We start from the raw sequence: 17,331 nt of genomic DNA, 5'->3' as shown, positions 1-17,331 counted from the left end.
GGAGTCCTTCTTTTCATTTATGAGAAAAGAAGGATTTTTTATTCAACAATATCTACCTTTTTAAGGTAAGATTCTGTCAGTTAAATAACGAAAAATGCTAATTTTAATATCAAATGAGTTAATTTTTGGTAATTTTAAATTTAATACTTAGATTTATTTGACCAAAAAAACTAATATGACCACCTTAAAACCTGCCAAAGGATTGCTATTGGTAGCAGAACCATCCATTATTGGAGACGTTTCCTTTAACCGTTCAGTCGTACTTCTGGCAGAGTACAATGAAGGTGGATCAGTAGGATTTATTCTCAACAAGCCCCTTGAACACAAGCTTCGTGACTTTGTGCCGGAAGTAAACTCAAAACTTCCTGTCTATAATGGTGGTCCTGTGGAACAAGACAATTTGTATTTTATTCACTGTATTCCCGAAATTATTCCAGACAGTATTGAGATCTCTAGTGGAATTTATTGGGGAGGTGATTTTAGCGCAATAATAGATTTATTAAAAGAAGATAAACTGAAAAAAGACCAAATACGCTTCTTTCTCGGTTATTCGGGTTGGGAAAGTGACCAATTGGAACAGGAACTAGAAGTGAATAGTTGGGTGGTAGTTCCAAACAACTATAATAACAGTATTATTGGTAAAACCAACATCAATTTTTGGAAAGAAAAGATGATTGAATTTGGTGGAGATTATATTTTATGGTCTAATGCTCCAGAAAATCCAAGTTTCAACTAACCCATTCGAGCTTTTAGGTTCAGTTTTGGTAATATTTGCTTAACTATTTTATCTCCAAATTCCTTTTTTCTATATTTTGTTATTGGGATAATTCCTTGAATTACATTAGTTATGAAAATCTCATCAGATTTTTGAAGTTCAAACGGACTAATTGAAGCTTCTTGAAGTGTGAAATCTGGAATCTCTTTTATTATTGAAATGAGTTGTTTCCGCAAAATTCCGTTTAAACAACCGTCTGAAAGTGGAGGAGTTTTAATGTTATTACCCGAAACCAAAAATACATTACCGTTCAGTGCTTCCACCATCTGCTTATTTTCATTTAAGAGCAAACAATTTTGATAATCATTCTCTTTCGCAAAAATACTTCCCAAAATATTGATAAGCCTATTTGTGCTTTTTAAAGTTGAAAGAAGTCCGGAAGTGATATAATGATCTTTAAAAAGCTCTACTTCGTAATTCGTTTCATTTAAAATATAAAATGGTGTTTCAAGCTTTTCAAAAGAAATTGCATATTCAATTTCATTGCTAATTGGCGTGTATTTTCCACCAGCTTTGCGCCAAACTATAAACTTTATACGCAATGAAGCATCCTTTATTTCAGATATATTTATTGTTTTTAAAATTTCTTCCTCAAGAAATTCCATGGTGAAATCCATTGGGATTTCCATTCGTAGAATACGCATTGAAGACATTAAACGAAAATAGTGATCTTCCCAAAAATAAATTTTTCCACCCGAAAAACGCAGGGTTTCAAAAACGGCATCGCCATAATTAAGACCTCTATTGTCAATTGCAAGGAATGTTTTTTTATCCTCTATTAATGTTCCGTTTAGATTTACCATAAAAAAACCGCCCTTTTTTGGGAGGACGGGCCAAAGGTCCTATATTTTAAAGGGTTTTTTAGGTCGAGCCTAAAATTTGCTTTAAGTTTGAAACCATGTTTTCCCAAAGCATTTTACCTTCATCCACTTCATCTTCTTCAGCAAAATCTGTTATCATTAATGAAACATCTTTGGTAATTTCATCCACCTGGATTCGAAGCTCAAAATAGAACTCTTCTCCTTCGTCCTCAATCCATCTAAATTTAATTCGCTCAGGACTTTTTTTACTTAATAATTTAGCCTTTTCTTCACTTTGGGACCAAATAAAAGTATAAAACTCTCCTCGTGAATTTACGTTATCGGCATACCATTCCGAAAGGCCAGAAGGCGTTGAAATATATTGATATAACAATGAAGGGGAAACCTGTATGGGAAATTCCAATTCATATTTTATTTTGTCTTCCATATCTTTCTGTTAGTTGATGCCCAATATATATATATTAATTTTAACCTCAAATGAAAGATTGAAAATTTTTTATTTAAAAAGACACGCTCACAATAGGCGAAATAATTTCAATAAAAAGAGAACCTAATATTTGCGACAGATAATTTTGTTTCTATCTTTGCACCCGCCTACGCAAAATGCTTAGGCTGCCATTATTTCAAATTACGGCGAGGTAGCTCAGTTGGTTAGAGCGTCGGATTCATAACCCGGAGGTCGGGGGATCGTGCCCCCCTCTCGCTACAGTTAAACCCTTCAAACACTGAAGGGTTTTTTATTTCCCCCTCACAAAATATATTTGCACATTTGGTGATTATTCTTACATTTGTTAAAAATGAGTTAACAACTTATTTAGGAACACTTTAATATGAGTTTTTAAAAGGTTTATTTTTACCGTTGAACCTTTAAAACCCCATATTATGACAAAGTATTTTTTTGCATTTTTAATGCTAGCCAGTGTAGCAATTAGCTGTACCCCAGAAAACCAAATTAGTGATGAACAAGCAATTGAAAAACCAAAAGTATGCCCCCCAGGAGACAGAAACTGTAACGGGATCCTTGATTCTCAAGAATAAATCCAAGATTAGTATTTACATTACTATTCTTGCTGCAGTGGCGGTATTATCTCCATTTTCGCACATATTTTATCTCTTTAATGATAGAGAGGGCATTTTAGGTTTTTCCTTTATGTCCTCTTTTATGTTTTCACTTAGCCTCCCATTAATGGCAATATGTTCTGGTCTTCTTCTAAAATATGCCAGTGAAAACTTAACGGAGTTTAAAACTTCTTTTAGATATATTAGCAACTCCTTTCTTTTCGTAGGAATATTTTTTTTGATATATACTTTTATGCCGATGTCTGATTTCTCTACTTCGGTATATTTTATAGGACTACTTCTTGTTTCCATAACATTAACCATAGCATCTCATTATTTACACAAAGCAGTATTGACTTCGGAGAAACGCTTAAAAATTATTATCTCAAAACTTTTTGACTTTATAATTCTAGAAACTCCCCGCAAACATGTTTCTGAGGAAAAGCAGATTGAGTACGTTATTTCCTATGAAAAAATTATTAACGAAATTGGGGAGGAATGAATGACACCTTAAAAAACGTAACAAAGCTACGAATATGTGGCATGCTTTCTGAAGCCGCAAGATTAGAGGTGGAAGAAAGAATAGTGCAAGCTCATAAAATTGAGCCTTCTGAAAATTTAAACCAATTAAATTTTAGTTGACTGTCTTTCTATTTTTCACCCTTTAGCGCTTGTAGCAATTCTTCAAAATTAAGCTCGGATTGTTCCCCGCTTTTCATATTCTTAAGCGTGTATAGCTTTGACTCCATTTCTTTTTCACCAGCTAAAATTGTAAACGGAATATTCCGTTTATCTGCATAGCCCATTTGTTTTCCCATTTTTGTAGAATCGGGATACAATTCAGCTTTAATTCCAGCATTTCGCAAGTTGGTTACTGCTTTCATTGCATATAGTGCTTCTTTTTCTCCGAAATTTATAAAGAGTGCTTTACTGTTTTCCGAAACGGTTTCTGGGAAAAGATTGAGCTCTTCCAAAACCAAATAAATTCTATCCAAACCGAAAGAAATACCTACACCACTCATATCCTTCAGTCCAAATATTCCCGTTAGGTCATCATATCTACCGCCACCACCAATACTGCCCATATTTACTTCCGCTGGAGCTGAAACTTCAAAAATTGCGCCCGTGTAGTAGTTTAAACCGCGAGCAAGCGTAACATCAATTTGTAATGATGCAGAGTGCAAACCGAGTGTTTCTATATGCTTCGTTATAAATTCAAGCTCTTCCACGCCTTTAATTCCCACTTTGGAATTGTTCAATAATACTTTGAGATTTTTTAACTGTTCTTTTGCAGTTCCAGTTAGCGAAAACAAAGGCTGTAATTTTTGCAACGCATCTTCTGAAATGCCTTTTTCGCGCATTTCTTTTTTCACGCCTTCCTCCCCTATTTTATCAAGCTTGTCCAACGCCACAGTAAAATCTATCAACTTGTCTTCAGCGCCAATTGTTTCAGCAATGCCGCTCAATATTTTACGGTTATTTATTTTTATGGTTACTCCTTTTAAACCGAGTTGGTTGAAAACAGCATCATAAAGCTGCACAAATTCAACTTCTTGCCAAAGCGAAGTAGAACCCACTACATCGGCATCACATTGAAAAAATTCGCGAAAACGCCCTTTCTGTGGTCTGTCTGCACGCCAAACGGGTTGTATTTGATAGCGTTTAAAAGGAAATGATATTTCATTTTGGTGTTGTACTACGTAACGCGCAAAAGGAACGGTTAAATCATAGCGGAGTGCTTTTTCAGAAATATTTGATGTTATTTTAACGCTATCCTTTTCAGCATATAAATTATCGTCAACTTTTGACAAAAAATCCCCGCTATTCAAAATCTTAAAAATTAACCGGTCACCTTCTTCTCCATATTTTCCCATCAAGGTTTCACTATTTTCAAAAGACGGTGTCTCAATAGGTTGAAAACCGTACAATGAAAAGGTTTCTTTAATTACCTTGAAAATATAATTGCGCCTGGAAACTTCTTCCGGATTGAAATCGCGGGTTCCTTTGGGGATGGATGGTTTTTTAGACAAGACTTAAGTTTTTGAAGTTTGAATTTTCTACTTGGCAAATATCCTAAATAATAATGAAGTTTACCACAATAAGATTGTCGGAATCATTATCAGCTTCACTGTAATTCTGTAACTTTATCGTGCGTTTGCAGTCTAACGAGAAACACAAACTAAAAATATGTTTTCACTTTTCTGGGAAAATGTCCGTATTGCGCTGGATTCCATCAGGAGCCAATTGCTTAGGACGATCCTAACCATTGTAATTATAGGAATAGGTATTTGGGCACTCGTTGGAATTTTGAGTGCCGTGAAAGCTTTGGAAACTACCATTTCTGGGAATTTTGCTTCTATGGGCGCCAACACATTCAATATTCAACAATATGAATTTACAGTTCAAACAAACAGAAGTGGTGAAAGAGAGAAAATAAACCCTATAATTAGTTATAACAACGTTCGGGAGTTTGTAGATAAATATGAATTTCCATCAACCAAAACATCGCTATCTTTCCAAGGAACAGCTGCAGCCGAAGTTAGGTACGGTTCTGAAAAAACCGATCCGGAAGTTCAAGTATATGGCGTTAATGAAAATTATCTCGACAACACGGGAACCGATATTGATCAAGGTAGAAACTTTACCATTTTCGATATTGAAAACAACAATAAAGTTTGTTTGATAGGCGCTGATTTTGTGAAAAATCTTTTTCAAAATGAAGATCCAATCAACAAAACTATAAGCATTCGCGGGATAAAATTCAAGATTATAGGTTTATTGGAGTCCAAAGGTTCCACTTTTGGAAATAATCAAGATTTAAAGGTTTTGATTCCTGTGCAAGTTGCACGTGGTATTTACACACAGCCAAATATAAACTACAACATAAGCGTAAAAGTGGATGACAAACAGATGATGGAAGCTGCACAGGACGAAGCGATCATCACTTTTAGAAATATTCGCAAATTAAATCCCGTGGAAGCAAACAACTTCGGAATTGAGCGCAGCGACGATTTGATAAACCGAATTGCATCTATTACTCAATATTTGGAAATTGCCGCATGGATCATCAGTATTATTACCATTCTTGGCTCTTCCATTGCACTGATGAATATTATGTTGGTTTCAGTTTCTGAACGTACGCGCGAAATTGGTGTGCGCAAAGCGCTGGGGGCAAAACGTTCCACTATTTCTACCCAATTTTTTATTGAAACCATTGTAATTGGCCAATTTGGAAGCGTTTTGGGAATTATTCTTGGAGTATTGACCGGATTTGGATTTGCAAAATTTTTCAAATTCGATTTTACACTTCCGTGGTCGGCAATAATTTGGGCAACAATTATAACCTTTATTGTTGCGGTTATTGCTGGCTCTTACCCAGCTTCAAAAGCTGCAGGACTGGATCCTATAGAAAGTTTGAGATATGAATAAATAGATTATTAAAAATCTATTTTTACGCTATTCACTTAACAATTCGCTAAAATAATTATAAAGCTCTCCCTTTGTAATAACAGAACCTTGTTGAATCAATACAAAAATGTCTTTGTTGCGATCGTCTTTTATAGCTTTTGTAGAAGTGAAAAGAGTTACGGTGTCGTCGTGCATGTTTTGCTGAAGCCATTTGTAGCCGTAATCTGTGGTGATATCTATATTATCATCCTCAACTTTTATGGCAATAAGTTCCATAAAAGCTTCCGTAATGTGAAAAAGCATCAATTGCTTAGGTGAAATGTGTTCTAAATATTTCACTTTTTTTAGAACCCCTTCCCAAATTAAATCACTAAAAACGTCCAGCTCCTGCTCGGCAACTTCAGGTTTTTCAGTCTTTAGTTTTTTCCATTCATCTGCTGTAATTGACTGTGTAGCTAGAAAATTTATAAATTCTTGGCTCAGTTCCTCAAATTGTTCTTTTGTTAATCTAGTGTACTTCATAATTCTATAAAATAATAAAACCTTCCCCAAGATGGGAAAGGTTTTATAACAAATAATTATTTTATTTATTTAGCTTCTGAGTTATCTTCTGCTTCTGCTTCAACTTTAGCTTTTACTTCTGGTTTAGCTTTAGTCTTTACTTCAGGTTTAGCTTCAGCAACCACTTCAAAAGTGAAGTTGCTTACCACGTCTCTGTGGAAACGAATAGTAGCATCATAAGGGCCGGTTCTCTTAATAGCACCACCTGCAATTGTGATATACTTTTTCTCGATAGAAACGCCTTCTTTTGCAAGGGCTTCAGAAAGATCTCCATTAGTTACCGAACCAAATAATTTATCACCTTCACCAGTTTTGGCTATGATTTTAATGTCAAGTCCGTTCAATTTTTCAGCTTGTGTTTTAGCTTCATCAACCACTTTCTTTTCTTTGAAAGCACGTTGCTTCAATGTTTCAGCCAATACTTTTTTAGCCGAAGGCGTCGCAAGTACTGCATGCCCATGAGGAATCAAAAAGTTTCTTCCGTAACCGTTTTTTACGCTTACAAGATCATCTGCAAATCCCAGATTTTCTACGTCTTTCTTTAATATAAGTTCCATAATATTCTCTGGTTTTTATTTTAATAAATCGGCTACGTAAGGCATAAGTGCCAAATGGCGCGCTCTTTTAACGGCAACGGCCACTTTTCTTTGGTACTTCAAAGAAGTTCCAGTAAGTCTTCTTGGAAGAATTTTACCTTGTTCGTTCACAAATTTCAATAAGAAATCTGCGTCTTTGTAGTCAACATACTTAATACCGGATCTTTTGAAGCGACAGTATTTTTTAGTTTTGTTGGTTTCTATATTAAGCGGAGTAAGATATCTGATCTCTCCGTCCTTTTTTCCTTTTGCTTGTTGTTGTAACGTTGCCATAACTTATGCTGATTTTTTATCGCGGTTTCTTCTTTTTTCTGCCCAAGCAATTGCATGCTTGTCAAGGCTCACTGTAAGGTAACGCATAAAACGTTCATCCCTTTTAAATTCAGTTTCAAGTTCGTGTGTTGCTTCACCTTCAACAGTATATTCAAACAAGTGATAAAAGCCACTTTTTTTGTTTTGAATTGGGTAAGCAAGTTTTTTCAAGCCCCAATTCTCTTTGGATATCATCTTAGCACCTTTAGAAACAAGAAGATCTTCGTATTTCTTTACTGTTTCCTTTATCTGATCTTCAGATAAAACGGGATTTAAGATGAAAACAGTTTCGTAATGATTCATAAAAAATCTATTAAAATTAATGATTAAACTTTTGGCTTTCTGCCAAGAGGGTGCAAAAATAATACTTTATTTTGTATTATCAAACCCAATCGCTACTATACTTAAAATTTAAAGTTTTTAGACGAAGTGTGTATTTATTTCGATTAAAACCAAAAAAAGTTGCATTTCATCGATTATTTGCATATTATTGCCTTGCGCAAAACCTACTATTGTGGAAAAAACCATACTAAAATGTGCAATTGTAGATGATTCTACACTGCAACGGCTTTCAATTGTAAAGCTCATCCAAATGCACCCATCTCTTGAACTTGTTGGGGAGTATAAAAATGCTATTGAGGCCAAAATGGGTCTCGCTACCACAGAAATTGACCTGATTTTTCTAGATATCGAAATGCCTATCCTTTCAGGATTTGATCTATTAGATGATATTCAAAGAAAACCTCAAGTTATTTTTGTTACCGGAAAAACCAAATACGCATTCAAAGCCTTCGATTATGATGCGGTAGATTACCTTCGTAAGCCTATTGCAAAAGATCGTTTCTTGAATGCCGTTCACAAAGCAATTAGCAATTATAAGCTGAAGAATGAAGAAGGCTTTGATGATGAAGATTTTATCTTTGTTAAAAGTAACCTTAAAAAACGAAAAGTTTTCTTGAATGAACTTCGTTATATTGAAGCTTTGGGCGATTATGTTAAATTGGTTACCGAACACGACTCTCTTGTAGTGCTTTCAACAATGAAAGCATTTCAATCTTTGCTACCAAATGAACGTTTTTTAAGAATTCACAAATCTTACATTGTGAATTTAGACAAAGTACAACGCTACAATAGCAAAACTATTGAATTAGATAAAGATAAACTTCCTTTAAGTCGAAACAGAAAAGCTGATCTTGTTGAAGCATTGGCGGCTACTCAGAACGCTTAATAATTATCTACATCAATATTCACCCGAACGCTTGAAAAGTCCTTTAAGGAGTTAAAACTGCGCTGCACATTTTCTATGTACTTTTTTGTCTTATCCAACGATTGATTTTTAGGAATTTTGACAAGCAGATTGATGATGTATTTATTTTTAATCCTTCCAACTGGCGGTGGCTCAGGGCCCAAAACGTTTTCTTTGAACTGCATTTCCAAGGCTTGACCAAACCACGCTGAAGCTTTCTGCACACGCGCCAAGTTTTTATCCTTAAAAACAATTTTTATTGTTCTGAAAAAAGGTGGATATTTATAATTGTAACGCTCTTCAAGCTGCTCTTTATACATTCCCTCATAATCATTCACGCTAACTTGCTTCAAAATTTGATGATACGGATTGTAAGTCTGTATCAATACCTTCCCGCGTTTTTGGGTGCGCCCTGCCCTACCCGAAACTTGTTGCAATAATTGGAAACTGCGCTCGTGTGCCCGAAAATCTGGAAAATTCAAAAGATTATCCGCGTTCATCACGCCTACTAAACTTATATTTCTAAAATCCAATCCTTTGGCAAGCATTTGTGTTCCCACCAAAATATCAATTTCTTCGTTTTCCAAGGCTTCAATTAATTTTGAATATGAATTTTTTCCCTTAGTTGTGTCTTGGTCCATCCGCGCAACTTTGTGGTTTGGAAACAAGGTTTTTAACTCAGTCTCAATTTGCTCGGTACCAAAACCCTTTGTGTCCAAGGTTTCACTTCCGCAGGCAATACAGCTTTGCATCATCGCCATATTATAACCGCAATAATGACAACGCAACTGGTTTCTGTGTTGATGGAAAGTCAAACTCACATCACAGTTTGGACACTGGGGTGAAACCCCGCAGGTAGTACATTCAACAACGGGCGAAAAACCTCTTCTGTTCTGAAAAAGTATAATTTGTTCGCCATTTTTTAAAACCTCGTGCATTTCCTCCAGTAACCGATCACTGAAATGGCCCGTCATTTGTTTTTTGCGATTTTTCTCTTTTACATCTACCAATTCAATTTCTGGCATCAGCACATTTCCGAAACGTTTTTTCAAAGTAACCAATCCAAATTTACCAGTCTTTGCGTTGTGGTAACTTTCCAAAGATGGTGTTGCGGAACCCATCAACAGTTTCGTATTTTGAAAATTTGCCAATACAATGGCGCTGTCGCGAGCGTTGTATCGGGGCGCGGGACTGTATTGTTTAAAACTGGGTTCGTGTTCTTCGTCAACAATTATAAGTCCTAAATTTTTAAAGGGAAGAAATAAAGACGAACGGGCGCCAATAACTATTTGTGCTTTCGGTTTTTCTGTAAGTACATTATTCCAAACCTCAACACGTTCGTTTACCGAAAACTTTGAGTGATACACAGAAATCTTTTCACCAAAATATTTCTGAAGCCGACTAATTAACTGGGTAGTTAAAGCAATCTCCGGGAGCATGTACAAAACCTGCTTGCCTTTTGAAATCGCTTCCTCAATAAGCCGAACGTAAATTTCTGTCTTTCCGCTGGAAGTGACGCCATGAAGTAAAACAGTATCATTTGTTTTAAAGGATGTTTTTATTTCTTGGTATGCAACACTTTGTGCTTCGTTCAACGTTTTAATTTCTGACGAAGCCTCTCCCAAAAACGCAACACGGTCTTGCTGAATAAAATATTCTTCCAAAATGCCTTTGTCTATAAGCGCTTTTAAGGTAGCTGCAGATGCCTCACTTTTCTTTTGTAGTGTTGTGGAACTGATAGGCTTTTTTGTCTGTGTATTCAGCATAAAAAGATGCATCAGTACTTCGCGCTGTTTGTGTGCACGGTTTAATGAATCTAGTAATTCCCGCAGACTTTCTTCCGAAGTATATTCAGAAGCTAATTTTATATAGCGTTTTAGTTTTGGAGTATATTGTTCGTAAACCGTTTCCTCTACTTCAATGATGTTTTTATCAAGCAATTTTTGAATTACGGAAACGATATTCTTTCTATCCAAAATAGAGCGGGCATCGTTAATGTGAATTGATGATTGATGCTGCAGCGCTTCATACAAGACAAATTCATCATCAGTTAAGGATGCTTCGTCCTGAAAATTTTGGGAAGAAAGTTTGATGATGGTTTCACTTTCCAACAGAAAAGCACTTGGCAGGGCCGCTTTTATTACTTCACCTAAAGAACACATATAATAATTTGCCAACCATTCCCAATGTTTAATTTGGATAGCCGTAATTATGGGTTCTTCATCTAAAATATGATCAATAGATTTTGTTTCATAACCTACCGGAGCCTGATCATGCACTTGATACACAATTCCCGTATAAACCTTAGATTTTCCAAAAGGAATTGCCACACGCATACCTTGTTTTAAAAAAGCCGCCTCGTCTTTATTCACACTATATGTGAAAGCTTGCTTTAGTGGAATAGGAAGAATGGCGTCTATAAAATACACTCTGAAAAAATTATAGGGTTAGCTGTTTTGTGAATAAAAAAAGCCACCAAAAGTGGTGGCCTAAAGATAGTACTTTTAATATTTTTTAGTTAACTCGTGTCCAGGTTTGTGTTCTTCCCAATAGAGAGAAACCAATATAACCACGTACATTCAATGTGTTAGCGCCATCTAATTCAATGTAACATTTGTATACTTTTCCGTTGTTAGGATCAGTAATAGTTCCATCGTTATATTCATCTCCATCTTTTTCAAGTCCCTTTATAATTACAAGGCCCATTATTGGCTTGTCTTTATCGCTGCCTGAACATTCTACGCAAGTTAAATCACGCTTTTTTGGATCAAGAATGTCTACTACTTTTCCGTAAACTTTTCCGTTTTGTTTGTAGATTTCAACAATAGATTTTTCTTTACCTGTTTCATCGTCAACGGTTTTCCATTTTCCGGTTACATCTTGCGCCACGGCCGTCATAACCGTAAGAGCAACAAGGGAGATAGTTAAAAGTATTTTCTTCATAGTTTAAAAATTAGGTTTATTGTTACATTTTTTCTTTTAGCCGCTTTATTGAGATGTTAAGCTCAAAACCTAACAGCAAAAGGTTTGCATTTATCCAAATATATAACATCAAAATCAATAGTGCACCAATGGAGCCATATAACTCGTTATAGTTTGAAAAATTATTTATGTAAACACCAAATAAGTAAGTAGTTAACAAAAACAATATTGTGGTTGAAACTGCGCCTATTGAAAAAAAGCTTGATGACTTTCCTTCTTTAGTGCCAAAATAATAAAGAGTTGCTATCACTACATAAATCATGATCACAAAAACAAGAAATTGAAAGAACTGAATCCAGAAAACATCATTTTCTATATAGGCTCTGGATTGAAGGTCGTGAATAATATATTCTCCATAGAGGATGACCCCCACAGTGGTTAACAACAACAATGCCAAGAAAATGGAAACTAGTAGTGCCACAAAATACTGTCTAAAAAAGGAGCGGTTGATGTTTACGTGAAAAGAATGTTCAAAAGCACTAAAAATGGCATTTACGCCATTGGTTGACAAAAAGATGGATAGAAAGAATACTATCGATAGCAAACCCGCTCTAGGGTTTACCGCAATATCTGCTATAATTGGGTAAAAAAATTGCGTGGTCTGTGCAGGTAAAAGAGCTTCAAAAAATATAAGAAATCGCGTTTGAAAACCTGCTATAGGAATATATGGTATAAGGTTAAGAAGAAGCAATAAAAAAGGAAACAGAGCAAGAAAAAAACTATATGCTATGGAGCTGGCCCGAAAAGAAAATGTTCCCTTTAAAACGCCTGTTCCATAAATATCAATTAAATTATAGAGTGAAAACTCACCAAGTCCGGGGAGTTTTATTCTTTTGCTAAGCTTTATCAAATCCCGAATTACAGGGATGTCTATTTCTTTTTCCTCTTCTTCGTTCATTTAACGGCTTTTAAACTTAGGTCCATATTATGAACGGAATGAGTAAGCGCACCACTTGAAATGTAATCTACACCACATTCAGCATATTTTCTAGCGGTTTGTAAAGTAATACCTCCGCTGGATTCTGTGAGGCATTTTCCGTTTATGAGTTTTACCGCCTTTCGTGTATCTTCATAGTTGAAGTTATCTATTAAGATTCTGTAAACACCTTCGGTTTTTAGTATTTCTTCTATTTCCACAAGGTTTCTGGCTTCCACTATTATTTTAAGATCGAGTTGATGATTTTCCAAATAGCTTTTTGTTTTTTCAATCGCTTTTGTTATTCCGCCACAGAAATCTATGTGGTTGTCCTTCAGCATCACCATATCATACAGTGCAAAACGGTGGTTCTCCCCGCCTCCAATTTTTACGGCCCATTTTTCCAAAGCACGAATTCCCGGAGTTGTTTTGCGAGTATCTAGGATTTGTGTGTGGGTTCCTTCCAGTAATTTTACATATTGGTTGGTCTTGGTTGCAATCGCACTCATACGTTGCATTGCATTCAGCACTAATCGTTCAGATTTTAAGATTGATTGGGAAAGACCCGAAACATAAAAGCACACATCCCCAAACTTTACAGGGCTACCATCTTTTATTTTTATATCCAGTTCCAGACCCGGATCTACATATTCAAAAACTTGTCGGGCAAATTCTACGCCAGCAATAATGCCTTCATCTTTTACCAAAAGTTTTGCGGAGCCTCTTGCATCCTCGGGAATACAGGCCAACGAACTGTGATCGCCATCGCCCACATCTTCCCTTATGGCGTTCGCAATAATAATATCTATTTCTTTGTTAAATTGTTTATCTGAAATCATAGCAAGGAAATTTCAGCTAAAATACTTTAAAAAGTTTGAAGGACGAAGGGGGAAGTGGGAAGTAGCAACTTTTATCTTTGTATTTTTGAATTCTGAAAATATTTCAATGAAAATTACACTGCTCGCAATAGGCAAAACAGACAATAACCAACTGCAAATCTTGATGGATGACTACTGCAAGCGGTTGGGTTTTTATATTTCTTTTGAAATGGAAGTAATTCCAGATATTAAGAATGCAAAAAATCTCTCCCAGATGCTTCAAAAGCAAGCAGAAGGCGAAGAAATATTGAAACGCACTACCACTACTGATGAATTAATTCTGCTTGATGAAAAAGGAAAAACGTTTACTTCGGAAGGCTTTGCGGAATTTCTTCAGAAAAAAATGAACAGTGGTTTAAAAAACCTCATCTTCGTAATTGGCGGCCCCTATGGATTTAGTGAAGCAGTTTATGCACGCGCAAATGGAAAGGTTTCACTTTCTTCTATGACTTTTTCGCACCAAATGGTGCGGCTTTTTTTTATCGAACAACTTTATCGGGGTTTTACAATTCTCAGGAATGAACCGTATCATCATAGATAATTGAATTCTTAGATTTTTAGATTTTAAATTGGCTATTTACCATTGGCAATCTGTAAAGTCAGTAAACATATGGAACAATAGTCCTACAGCAATTATTCTTGTCTTTTTAAAAAATAACAACACTACATAAACTGCCATTGCCCAATAGGTGTGCAAAGGGTGAAGATTTATACTGCAACGGCCAGGGTCAAATATTGGAGTAGCAAAAAGATGATCTAAATCTACCAACATGGTTGCTAGCATAATGAGCCACGCTTTTTTCCATTCTTTTCTGAAAAAAATAAAGGCAATGAGGCCGGGAACCAGCAAATGCAAAGTGTAATGTACTATCGTTTGAAGCATTGATCAACTTAGGGATTGGTAATTTTTGCCAAAAGCACAATTTGCCCCAAATGATAGGCGTCGTGCTGAATGATGCCGTGGATGTGCTGATAATAGGTGAGTTTATTAACAGGATATTCATTAATGAAATCTGCTTCGTTAAAAGTGCCTAAAAAGTAGAGCCACTTTTTTTGGCTAGTTTCAAGTGCTTCACGAGTTATGCGCCACGCTTGTTCAGAAGGATCTTTTATCTTTTCAATATAATTGTTTGAAGGGGTTTCTATTATTTCCCCCTGCACTCTTTTTAGTACATTTTCACGCCAAGCTATTATGTGATTTACTATTTCCCAGATGGTATTTGCGTCTTTTATGGGGCGCTGAACGGCTTGGGCTGCAGTAATAAAGCTAAGAGTGTCATCCAATGTTACGTCCAGCCAAGGATGGCCGTGGTATAGATCTATGAAAAGTGTTTGAATGCGTTTTGATTCGTTCATGAGGCTTGATTATCTTCGAATGATTGCACTTCAAAGATAATGAAATATTTTAGGGGAGTTAATTGCTATTTGCGCGGTTTATATTTTGATGAAAACTTTAAAAAGTCTATTTTTCAACATGGAAACAGTTGTTTAAAATTATACATATGAAAAAAATTTACGCAGTAGCGCTTTTCTTCTTAGCAACCTCTTTTGCACCAAATATTATATTTGCGCAATGTGGCGATGTAACCATAGAGAGTTTAACAAACCCAGGGCCCTATGAAGTTGCTACACTTACTGAAGCGGATGGCCTTAGAAATGGCCCAGATTATCAAGGTGCCACGGTATATTATCCCACAAATGCTACACCTCCTTTTGCCAGTATTGCCATTGTTCCTGGGTTTACCGCACTCCCTTCCAGTGTTGAAGAATGGGGGCCTTTTTATGCTTCCCACGGAATAGTTACCATCATTATTGGAACCAATTCTCTTTTTGATTTTCCAGAGGAAAGAGCCGTTGCGCTTATTGACGCTTTAGAAACTATGCGCCAGGAAAATACCCGAAGCTCATCTCCATTAGAAAACCAGCTTGATGTTGACAAATTTGCAGTGAGCGGATGGTCTATGGGCGGCGGCGGCGCGCAACGTGCAGCTGTATTGGACAATACCATAAAAGGTGTGGTTGCTTTGTGTCCTTGGCTACCAAACGCTTCCTTAAACCACGACAGTCCTGTGTTGATTTTTAGCGGCGAAAATGACCCCACTGCCCCTCCTGCACAACACGCAGACCTGCATTATGCAGCTACTCCAAATACAACCAATAAGCTACTTTTTGAAATTGAAAATGGAAACCATTCGGTAGCGAATACACCAAACGGTGGCAATGGTGCTGTGGGTAAAATAGCGCTTTCTTGGCTTAAGTTATATGTAGATGAAAATGACTGTTATTGTCCGTTATTAACTGAGTCACTATTAGTAGATCCTCCAGCGGCTTCTAAAGTACTATCTAGTTTTGAATGTGAGTTGCTTAGTGTGCCTGATAATAGCTTTGCGATAAGCGTATATCCAAACCCTACGCACGACTTTGTAAATATAAATAGTACCAATCCCGTACATTTTGAAGTGTATTCTGCGCTTGGGCAACGATTACTGTCTGGTGAACTTACCCAAAGTGAAAAGCAGATTGACTTTTCAAACTTTGCGAAAGGGCTTTATTATGTGCGTTTAGGAAATGAAACTGTGAAGATTGTAAGAAACTAATGTGAATAAGTGATTAGGTGAATACGTGAGTTTGTGTTTTTACTAATAAACGGTTATATATCAAAAGGTTTACATATGTGCATGAATTCTATCTACTAAATCTCCGAAAGTATTTGCATATGCAAGTTCCAACATTGGAATAGCTAGCGATAATGACTTCAAGGTAATTATTACAATATCTGCACGGTCTATTGAATTTTCTGCCCAATCCACTAAACGATCGCCTATTGCAATGTTTTGTGCTTCTATGTCTGGTAATACATCTGCTGTGTTGCTAACAATTACTTTAACTATTTCTAGTTTGTCAATTTTTTTATTGTTAGGTTTTAGCTTGTATTGTCCTAAATTATTTGTTGAAAATGTATTTTATTCCAGCTGTATAAGCAATTGGATATGTATTTTCATAATCAATATTCGTGTATTCAATTGATTGTACTTGTAACCATCCATAATTAGCATCTTTTATCAGATTGATAAGTTTGGTACATTTTGCACGATCATTACTTATTGAGAAGGAATAATGGAGCTTTTTATTCTTTTTGTTTTTCGGAATAGAATCATCTTCAATTAAATCTATAATAGCTGATGCATATTTAGGAGATGGATCTGTTACAATAAAATTATCAAAAACCGAAGTTTCTGAGTTTTCAACAAAAAGAGCCATAAGAATTATACCTGCTTCACTTCCTCTTCCAATTAATGTTCTAGATGCGTTTTCGGTGTATTTACTATCAACATACCTTGCCATATTTTTATAAATCTCATAATGCTTTTGAAATGTTTCGGGTTCAGCGTCAAAATCAGGAATGTTTTCTAAACTAACAACAAGTGCATCAAGCCCCTGAATTTGGTTTACACCATCAATTACCTTTTCAAATTCGTCAGTTGCAAGTTTAAAATGTTGATCTGAAAAATCTATTAAATAGATAACTGGCAGGTTTTTATTTTTTTCAAAAGCGGCCGGCAAGAATATTTTACCATTATAACTTGTTCCATTTGATGAAAAGGTAAAGGTTTCAATCTTTGATGAAGCGATAGTCTCATTAGGGTGAATCAAAACTTCTTCGTTACTTGTAAATGAAACAATTCCAAAAGCCAATAGTAGTAGCGCAATACTAAATTTAATTTTTGCTTTCATAATCTTATAAGTATTTAGTAAATAGTTTCTTACAAGATACGA

23 protein-coding genes and 1 tRNA gene are annotated in these 17,331 nt (G+C 35.8%); 8 read left to right on the top strand and 16 right to left on the bottom strand.

The annotated features are described in order from the left end of the window. Positions 1-175 precede the first annotated feature (175 nt). Positions 176-736: a YqgE/AlgH family protein gene (locus AEQU1_RS13595; RefSeq protein ID WP_111882069.1), complete on the top strand. Its 561-nt coding sequence runs from the start codon at positions 176-178 to the stop codon at positions 734-736. Here the strand turns inward: AEQU1_RS13595 and AEQU1_RS13590 are convergent. Next, positions 733-1,578, bottom strand: coding sequence for an aminotransferase class IV (locus tag AEQU1_RS13590; RefSeq protein WP_111881955.1), 846 nt, complete (start codon positions 1,576-1,578; stop codon positions 733-735). The genes AEQU1_RS13595 and AEQU1_RS13590 overlap by 4 nt on opposite strands. Before the next feature lie 58 nt (positions 1,579-1,636). Continuing rightward, positions 1,637-2,023, bottom strand: coding sequence for an START-like domain-containing protein (locus tag AEQU1_RS13585; protein ID WP_111881954.1), 387 nt, complete (start codon positions 2,021-2,023; stop codon positions 1,637-1,639). 205 nt (positions 2,024-2,228) lie between these two features. On the opposite strand from AEQU1_RS13585, the gene AEQU1_RS13580 reads away from it, so the two are divergent. Together AEQU1_RS13580 and AEQU1_RS13575 are read left to right on the top strand one after the other, a co-directional pair. Next, positions 2,229-2,302 (top strand) — tRNA-Met (locus tag AEQU1_RS13580). Between the two features lie 176 nt (positions 2,303-2,478). Next, entirely contained in the window at positions 2,479-2,634 is a 156-nt protein-coding gene (locus AEQU1_RS13575; protein ID WP_181566782.1) for a hypothetical protein, read from the top strand. Between the two features lie 69 nt (positions 2,635-2,703). Here the strand turns inward: AEQU1_RS13575 and AEQU1_RS13570 are convergent, their stop codons facing one another. Next, complete coding sequence (locus AEQU1_RS13570; protein ID WP_146743757.1) at positions 2,704-2,967, bottom strand: hypothetical protein; 264 nt, start codon at positions 2,965-2,967, stop codon at positions 2,704-2,706. Between the two features lie 186 nt (positions 2,968-3,153). Between AEQU1_RS13570 and AEQU1_RS13565 the strand changes: the two genes are divergently transcribed. Further along, positions 3,154-3,297, top strand: a complete 144-nt coding sequence (locus AEQU1_RS13565) for a hypothetical protein (protein ID WP_181566781.1) — start codon at positions 3,154-3,156, stop codon at positions 3,295-3,297. Positions 3,298-3,305: 8 nt separating this feature from the next. On the opposite strand, the gene hisS is transcribed toward AEQU1_RS13565, so the two are convergent. Beyond that, the gene (hisS, locus tag AEQU1_RS13560) at positions 3,306-4,685 is read right to left on the bottom strand and encodes a histidine--tRNA ligase (RefSeq protein WP_111881951.1); all 1,380 of its coding nucleotides are present in this window, start codon (positions 4,683-4,685) and stop codon (positions 3,306-3,308) included. A gap of 157 nt (positions 4,686-4,842) precedes the next feature. Here hisS and AEQU1_RS13555 point away from each other — a divergent pair, with 157 nt between their 5' ends. Continuing rightward, the gene (locus AEQU1_RS13555) at positions 4,843-6,084 is read left to right on the top strand and encodes an ABC transporter permease (protein ID WP_111881949.1); all 1,242 of its coding nucleotides are present in this window, start codon (positions 4,843-4,845) and stop codon (positions 6,082-6,084) included. A gap of 27 nt (positions 6,085-6,111) precedes the next feature. On the opposite strand, the gene AEQU1_RS13550 is transcribed toward AEQU1_RS13555, so the two are convergent. The 4 genes from AEQU1_RS13550 to rpsF form a co-directional block, all read right to left on the bottom strand. After that, entirely contained in the window at positions 6,112-6,585 is a 474-nt protein-coding gene (locus AEQU1_RS13550) for a DUF6495 family protein (protein WP_111881948.1), read from the bottom strand. Positions 6,586-6,650: 65 nt separating this feature from the next. Further along, entirely contained in the window at positions 6,651-7,181 is a 531-nt protein-coding gene (gene rplI / locus AEQU1_RS13545; RefSeq protein ID WP_111881946.1) for a 50S ribosomal protein L9, read from the bottom strand. Between the two features lie 15 nt (positions 7,182-7,196). Continuing rightward, complete coding sequence (rpsR, locus tag AEQU1_RS13540) at positions 7,197-7,493, bottom strand: 30S ribosomal protein S18 (protein ID WP_111881944.1); 297 nt, start codon at positions 7,491-7,493, stop codon at positions 7,197-7,199. Positions 7,494-7,496: 3 nt separating this feature from the next. Next, positions 7,497-7,835 carry a 30S ribosomal protein S6 gene (gene rpsF / locus AEQU1_RS13535; RefSeq protein ID WP_111881943.1) on the bottom strand — a complete coding sequence of 113 codons (339 nt, stop codon included), beginning with the start codon at positions 7,833-7,835 and terminating at the stop codon, positions 7,497-7,499. Positions 7,836-8,046: 211 nt separating this feature from the next. Here rpsF and AEQU1_RS13530 point away from each other — a divergent pair, with 211 nt between their 5' ends. Next, positions 8,047-8,760 carry a LytTR family DNA-binding domain-containing protein gene (locus AEQU1_RS13530; protein ID WP_181566780.1) on the top strand — a complete coding sequence of 238 codons (714 nt, stop codon included), beginning with the start codon at positions 8,047-8,049 and terminating at the stop codon, positions 8,758-8,760. Here AEQU1_RS13530 and priA read toward each other — a convergent pair. The 4 genes from priA to nadC all read right to left on the bottom strand — a co-directional run bounded on the left by priA (position 8,757) and on the right by nadC (position 13,515). Beyond that, positions 8,757-11,207 (bottom strand): primosomal protein N', encoded by a 2,451-nt coding sequence (gene priA, locus AEQU1_RS13525; protein WP_111881941.1) that lies wholly within the window; start codon positions 11,205-11,207, stop codon positions 8,757-8,759. The genes AEQU1_RS13530 and priA overlap by 4 nt on opposite strands. Positions 11,208-11,292: 85 nt before the next feature. Next, entirely contained in the window at positions 11,293-11,721 is a 429-nt protein-coding gene (locus AEQU1_RS13520; RefSeq protein ID WP_111881940.1) for a DUF2147 domain-containing protein, read from the bottom strand. Positions 11,722-11,743: 22 nt separating this feature from the next. Next, positions 11,744-12,658: a YihY/virulence factor BrkB family protein gene (locus AEQU1_RS13515; protein ID WP_111881938.1), complete on the bottom strand. Its 915-nt coding sequence runs from the start codon at positions 12,656-12,658 to the stop codon at positions 11,744-11,746. Continuing rightward, positions 12,655-13,515 carry a carboxylating nicotinate-nucleotide diphosphorylase gene (gene nadC / locus AEQU1_RS13510; RefSeq protein WP_111881937.1) on the bottom strand — a complete coding sequence of 287 codons (861 nt, stop codon included), beginning with the start codon at positions 13,513-13,515 and terminating at the stop codon, positions 12,655-12,657. Before nadC ends, AEQU1_RS13515 begins: the two co-directional genes overlap by 4 nt. Before the next feature lie 106 nt (positions 13,516-13,621). Here nadC and rlmH point away from each other — a divergent pair, with 106 nt between their 5' ends. Continuing rightward, complete coding sequence (rlmH, locus tag AEQU1_RS13505) at positions 13,622-14,095, top strand: 23S rRNA (pseudouridine(1915)-N(3))-methyltransferase RlmH (RefSeq protein ID WP_111882065.1); 474 nt, start codon at positions 13,622-13,624, stop codon at positions 14,093-14,095. Positions 14,096-14,131: 36 nt separating this feature from the next. Here the strand turns inward: rlmH and AEQU1_RS13500 are convergent, their stop codons facing one another. After that, positions 14,132-14,437 carry a DUF6122 family protein gene (locus AEQU1_RS13500; RefSeq protein WP_111881935.1) on the bottom strand — a complete coding sequence of 102 codons (306 nt, stop codon included), beginning with the start codon at positions 14,435-14,437 and terminating at the stop codon, positions 14,132-14,134. A gap of 8 nt (positions 14,438-14,445) precedes the next feature. After that, entirely contained in the window at positions 14,446-14,910 is a 465-nt protein-coding gene (locus AEQU1_RS13495) for a DinB family protein (protein WP_111881934.1), read from the bottom strand. Positions 14,911-15,056: 146 nt separating this feature from the next. Between AEQU1_RS13495 and AEQU1_RS13490 the strand changes: the two genes are divergently transcribed. Continuing rightward, complete coding sequence (locus AEQU1_RS13490; protein ID WP_111881932.1) at positions 15,057-16,151, top strand: T9SS type A sorting domain-containing protein; 1,095 nt, start codon at positions 15,057-15,059, stop codon at positions 16,149-16,151. Positions 16,152-16,220: 69 nt separating this feature from the next. Here the strand turns inward: AEQU1_RS13490 and AEQU1_RS13485 are convergent, their stop codons facing one another. Continuing rightward, positions 16,221-16,364 carry a hypothetical protein gene (locus tag AEQU1_RS13485; RefSeq protein WP_181566779.1) on the bottom strand — a complete coding sequence of 48 codons (144 nt, stop codon included), beginning with the start codon at positions 16,362-16,364 and terminating at the stop codon, positions 16,221-16,223. Positions 16,365-16,497: 133 nt separating this feature from the next. After that, a complete protein-coding gene (locus tag AEQU1_RS13480; RefSeq protein ID WP_111881931.1) occupies positions 16,498-17,289 on the bottom strand; it encodes a hypothetical protein in 792 nt (263 codons plus the stop codon). Between the last annotated feature and the right edge of the window lie 42 nt (positions 17,290-17,331).

This window comes from Aequorivita sp. CIP111184 (genome assembly GCF_900489465.1).
In the GTDB taxonomy this organism is placed as follows: Bacteria; Bacteroidota; Bacteroidia; order Flavobacteriales; family Flavobacteriaceae; genus Aequorivita.
The sequence above is the reverse complement of the archived record's forward strand: the minus strand, read 5'-3'. Positions and strand labels throughout refer to the sequence as shown.

What these genes read in the sequence shown, in the direction of transcription:
- AEQU1_RS13570 (WP_146743757.1), bottom strand. Translation starts at nt 2,967, where the DNA reads ATGGAAACAAGAAGTAGTCCTATAAAATATACCGAAGTAGAGAAATCA.
- rplI (WP_111881946.1), bottom strand. Translation starts at nt 7,181, where the DNA reads ATGGAACTTATATTAAAGAAAGACGTAGAAAATCTGGGATTTGCAGAT.
- AEQU1_RS13520 (WP_111881940.1), bottom strand. Translation starts at nt 11,721, where the DNA reads ATGAAGAAAATACTTTTAACTATCTCCCTTGTTGCTCTTACGGTTATG.
- AEQU1_RS13480 (WP_111881931.1), bottom strand. Translation starts at nt 17,289, where the DNA reads ATGAAAGCAAAAATTAAATTTAGTATTGCGCTACTACTATTGGCTTTT.
- AEQU1_RS13585 (WP_111881954.1), bottom strand. Translation starts at nt 2,023, where the DNA reads ATGGAAGACAAAATAAAATATGAATTGGAATTTCCCATACAGGTTTCC.
- AEQU1_RS13590 (WP_111881955.1), bottom strand. Translation starts at nt 1,578, where the DNA reads ATGGTAAATCTAAACGGAACATTAATAGAGGATAAAAAAACATTCCTT.
- nadC (WP_111881937.1), bottom strand. Translation starts at nt 13,515, where the DNA reads ATGATTTCAGATAAACAATTTAACAAAGAAATAGATATTATTATTGCG.
- AEQU1_RS13500 (WP_111881935.1), bottom strand. Translation starts at nt 14,437, where the DNA reads ATGCTTCAAACGATAGTACATTACACTTTGCATTTGCTGGTTCCCGGC.
- AEQU1_RS13595 (WP_111882069.1), top strand. Translation starts at nt 176, where the DNA reads ATGACCACCTTAAAACCTGCCAAAGGATTGCTATTGGTAGCAGAACCA.
- AEQU1_RS13575 (WP_181566782.1), top strand. Translation starts at nt 2,479, where the DNA reads ATGACAAAGTATTTTTTTGCATTTTTAATGCTAGCCAGTGTAGCAATT.
- AEQU1_RS13555 (WP_111881949.1), top strand. Translation starts at nt 4,843, where the DNA reads ATGTTTTCACTTTTCTGGGAAAATGTCCGTATTGCGCTGGATTCCATC.
- AEQU1_RS13550 (WP_111881948.1), bottom strand. Translation starts at nt 6,585, where the DNA reads ATGAAGTACACTAGATTAACAAAAGAACAATTTGAGGAACTGAGCCAA.
- rlmH (WP_111882065.1), top strand. Translation starts at nt 13,622, where the DNA reads ATGAAAATTACACTGCTCGCAATAGGCAAAACAGACAATAACCAACTG.
- AEQU1_RS13565 (WP_181566781.1), top strand. Translation starts at nt 3,154, where the DNA reads ATGAATGACACCTTAAAAAACGTAACAAAGCTACGAATATGTGGCATG.
- rpsR (WP_111881944.1), bottom strand. Translation starts at nt 7,493, where the DNA reads ATGGCAACGTTACAACAACAAGCAAAAGGAAAAAAGGACGGAGAGATC.
- rpsF (WP_111881943.1), bottom strand. Translation starts at nt 7,835, where the DNA reads ATGAATCATTACGAAACTGTTTTCATCTTAAATCCCGTTTTATCTGAA.
- AEQU1_RS13490 (WP_111881932.1), top strand. Translation starts at nt 15,057, where the DNA reads ATGAAAAAAATTTACGCAGTAGCGCTTTTCTTCTTAGCAACCTCTTTT.
- AEQU1_RS13515 (WP_111881938.1), bottom strand. Translation starts at nt 12,658, where the DNA reads ATGAACGAAGAAGAGGAAAAAGAAATAGACATCCCTGTAATTCGGGAT.
- AEQU1_RS13495 (WP_111881934.1), bottom strand. Translation starts at nt 14,910, where the DNA reads ATGAACGAATCAAAACGCATTCAAACACTTTTCATAGATCTATACCAC.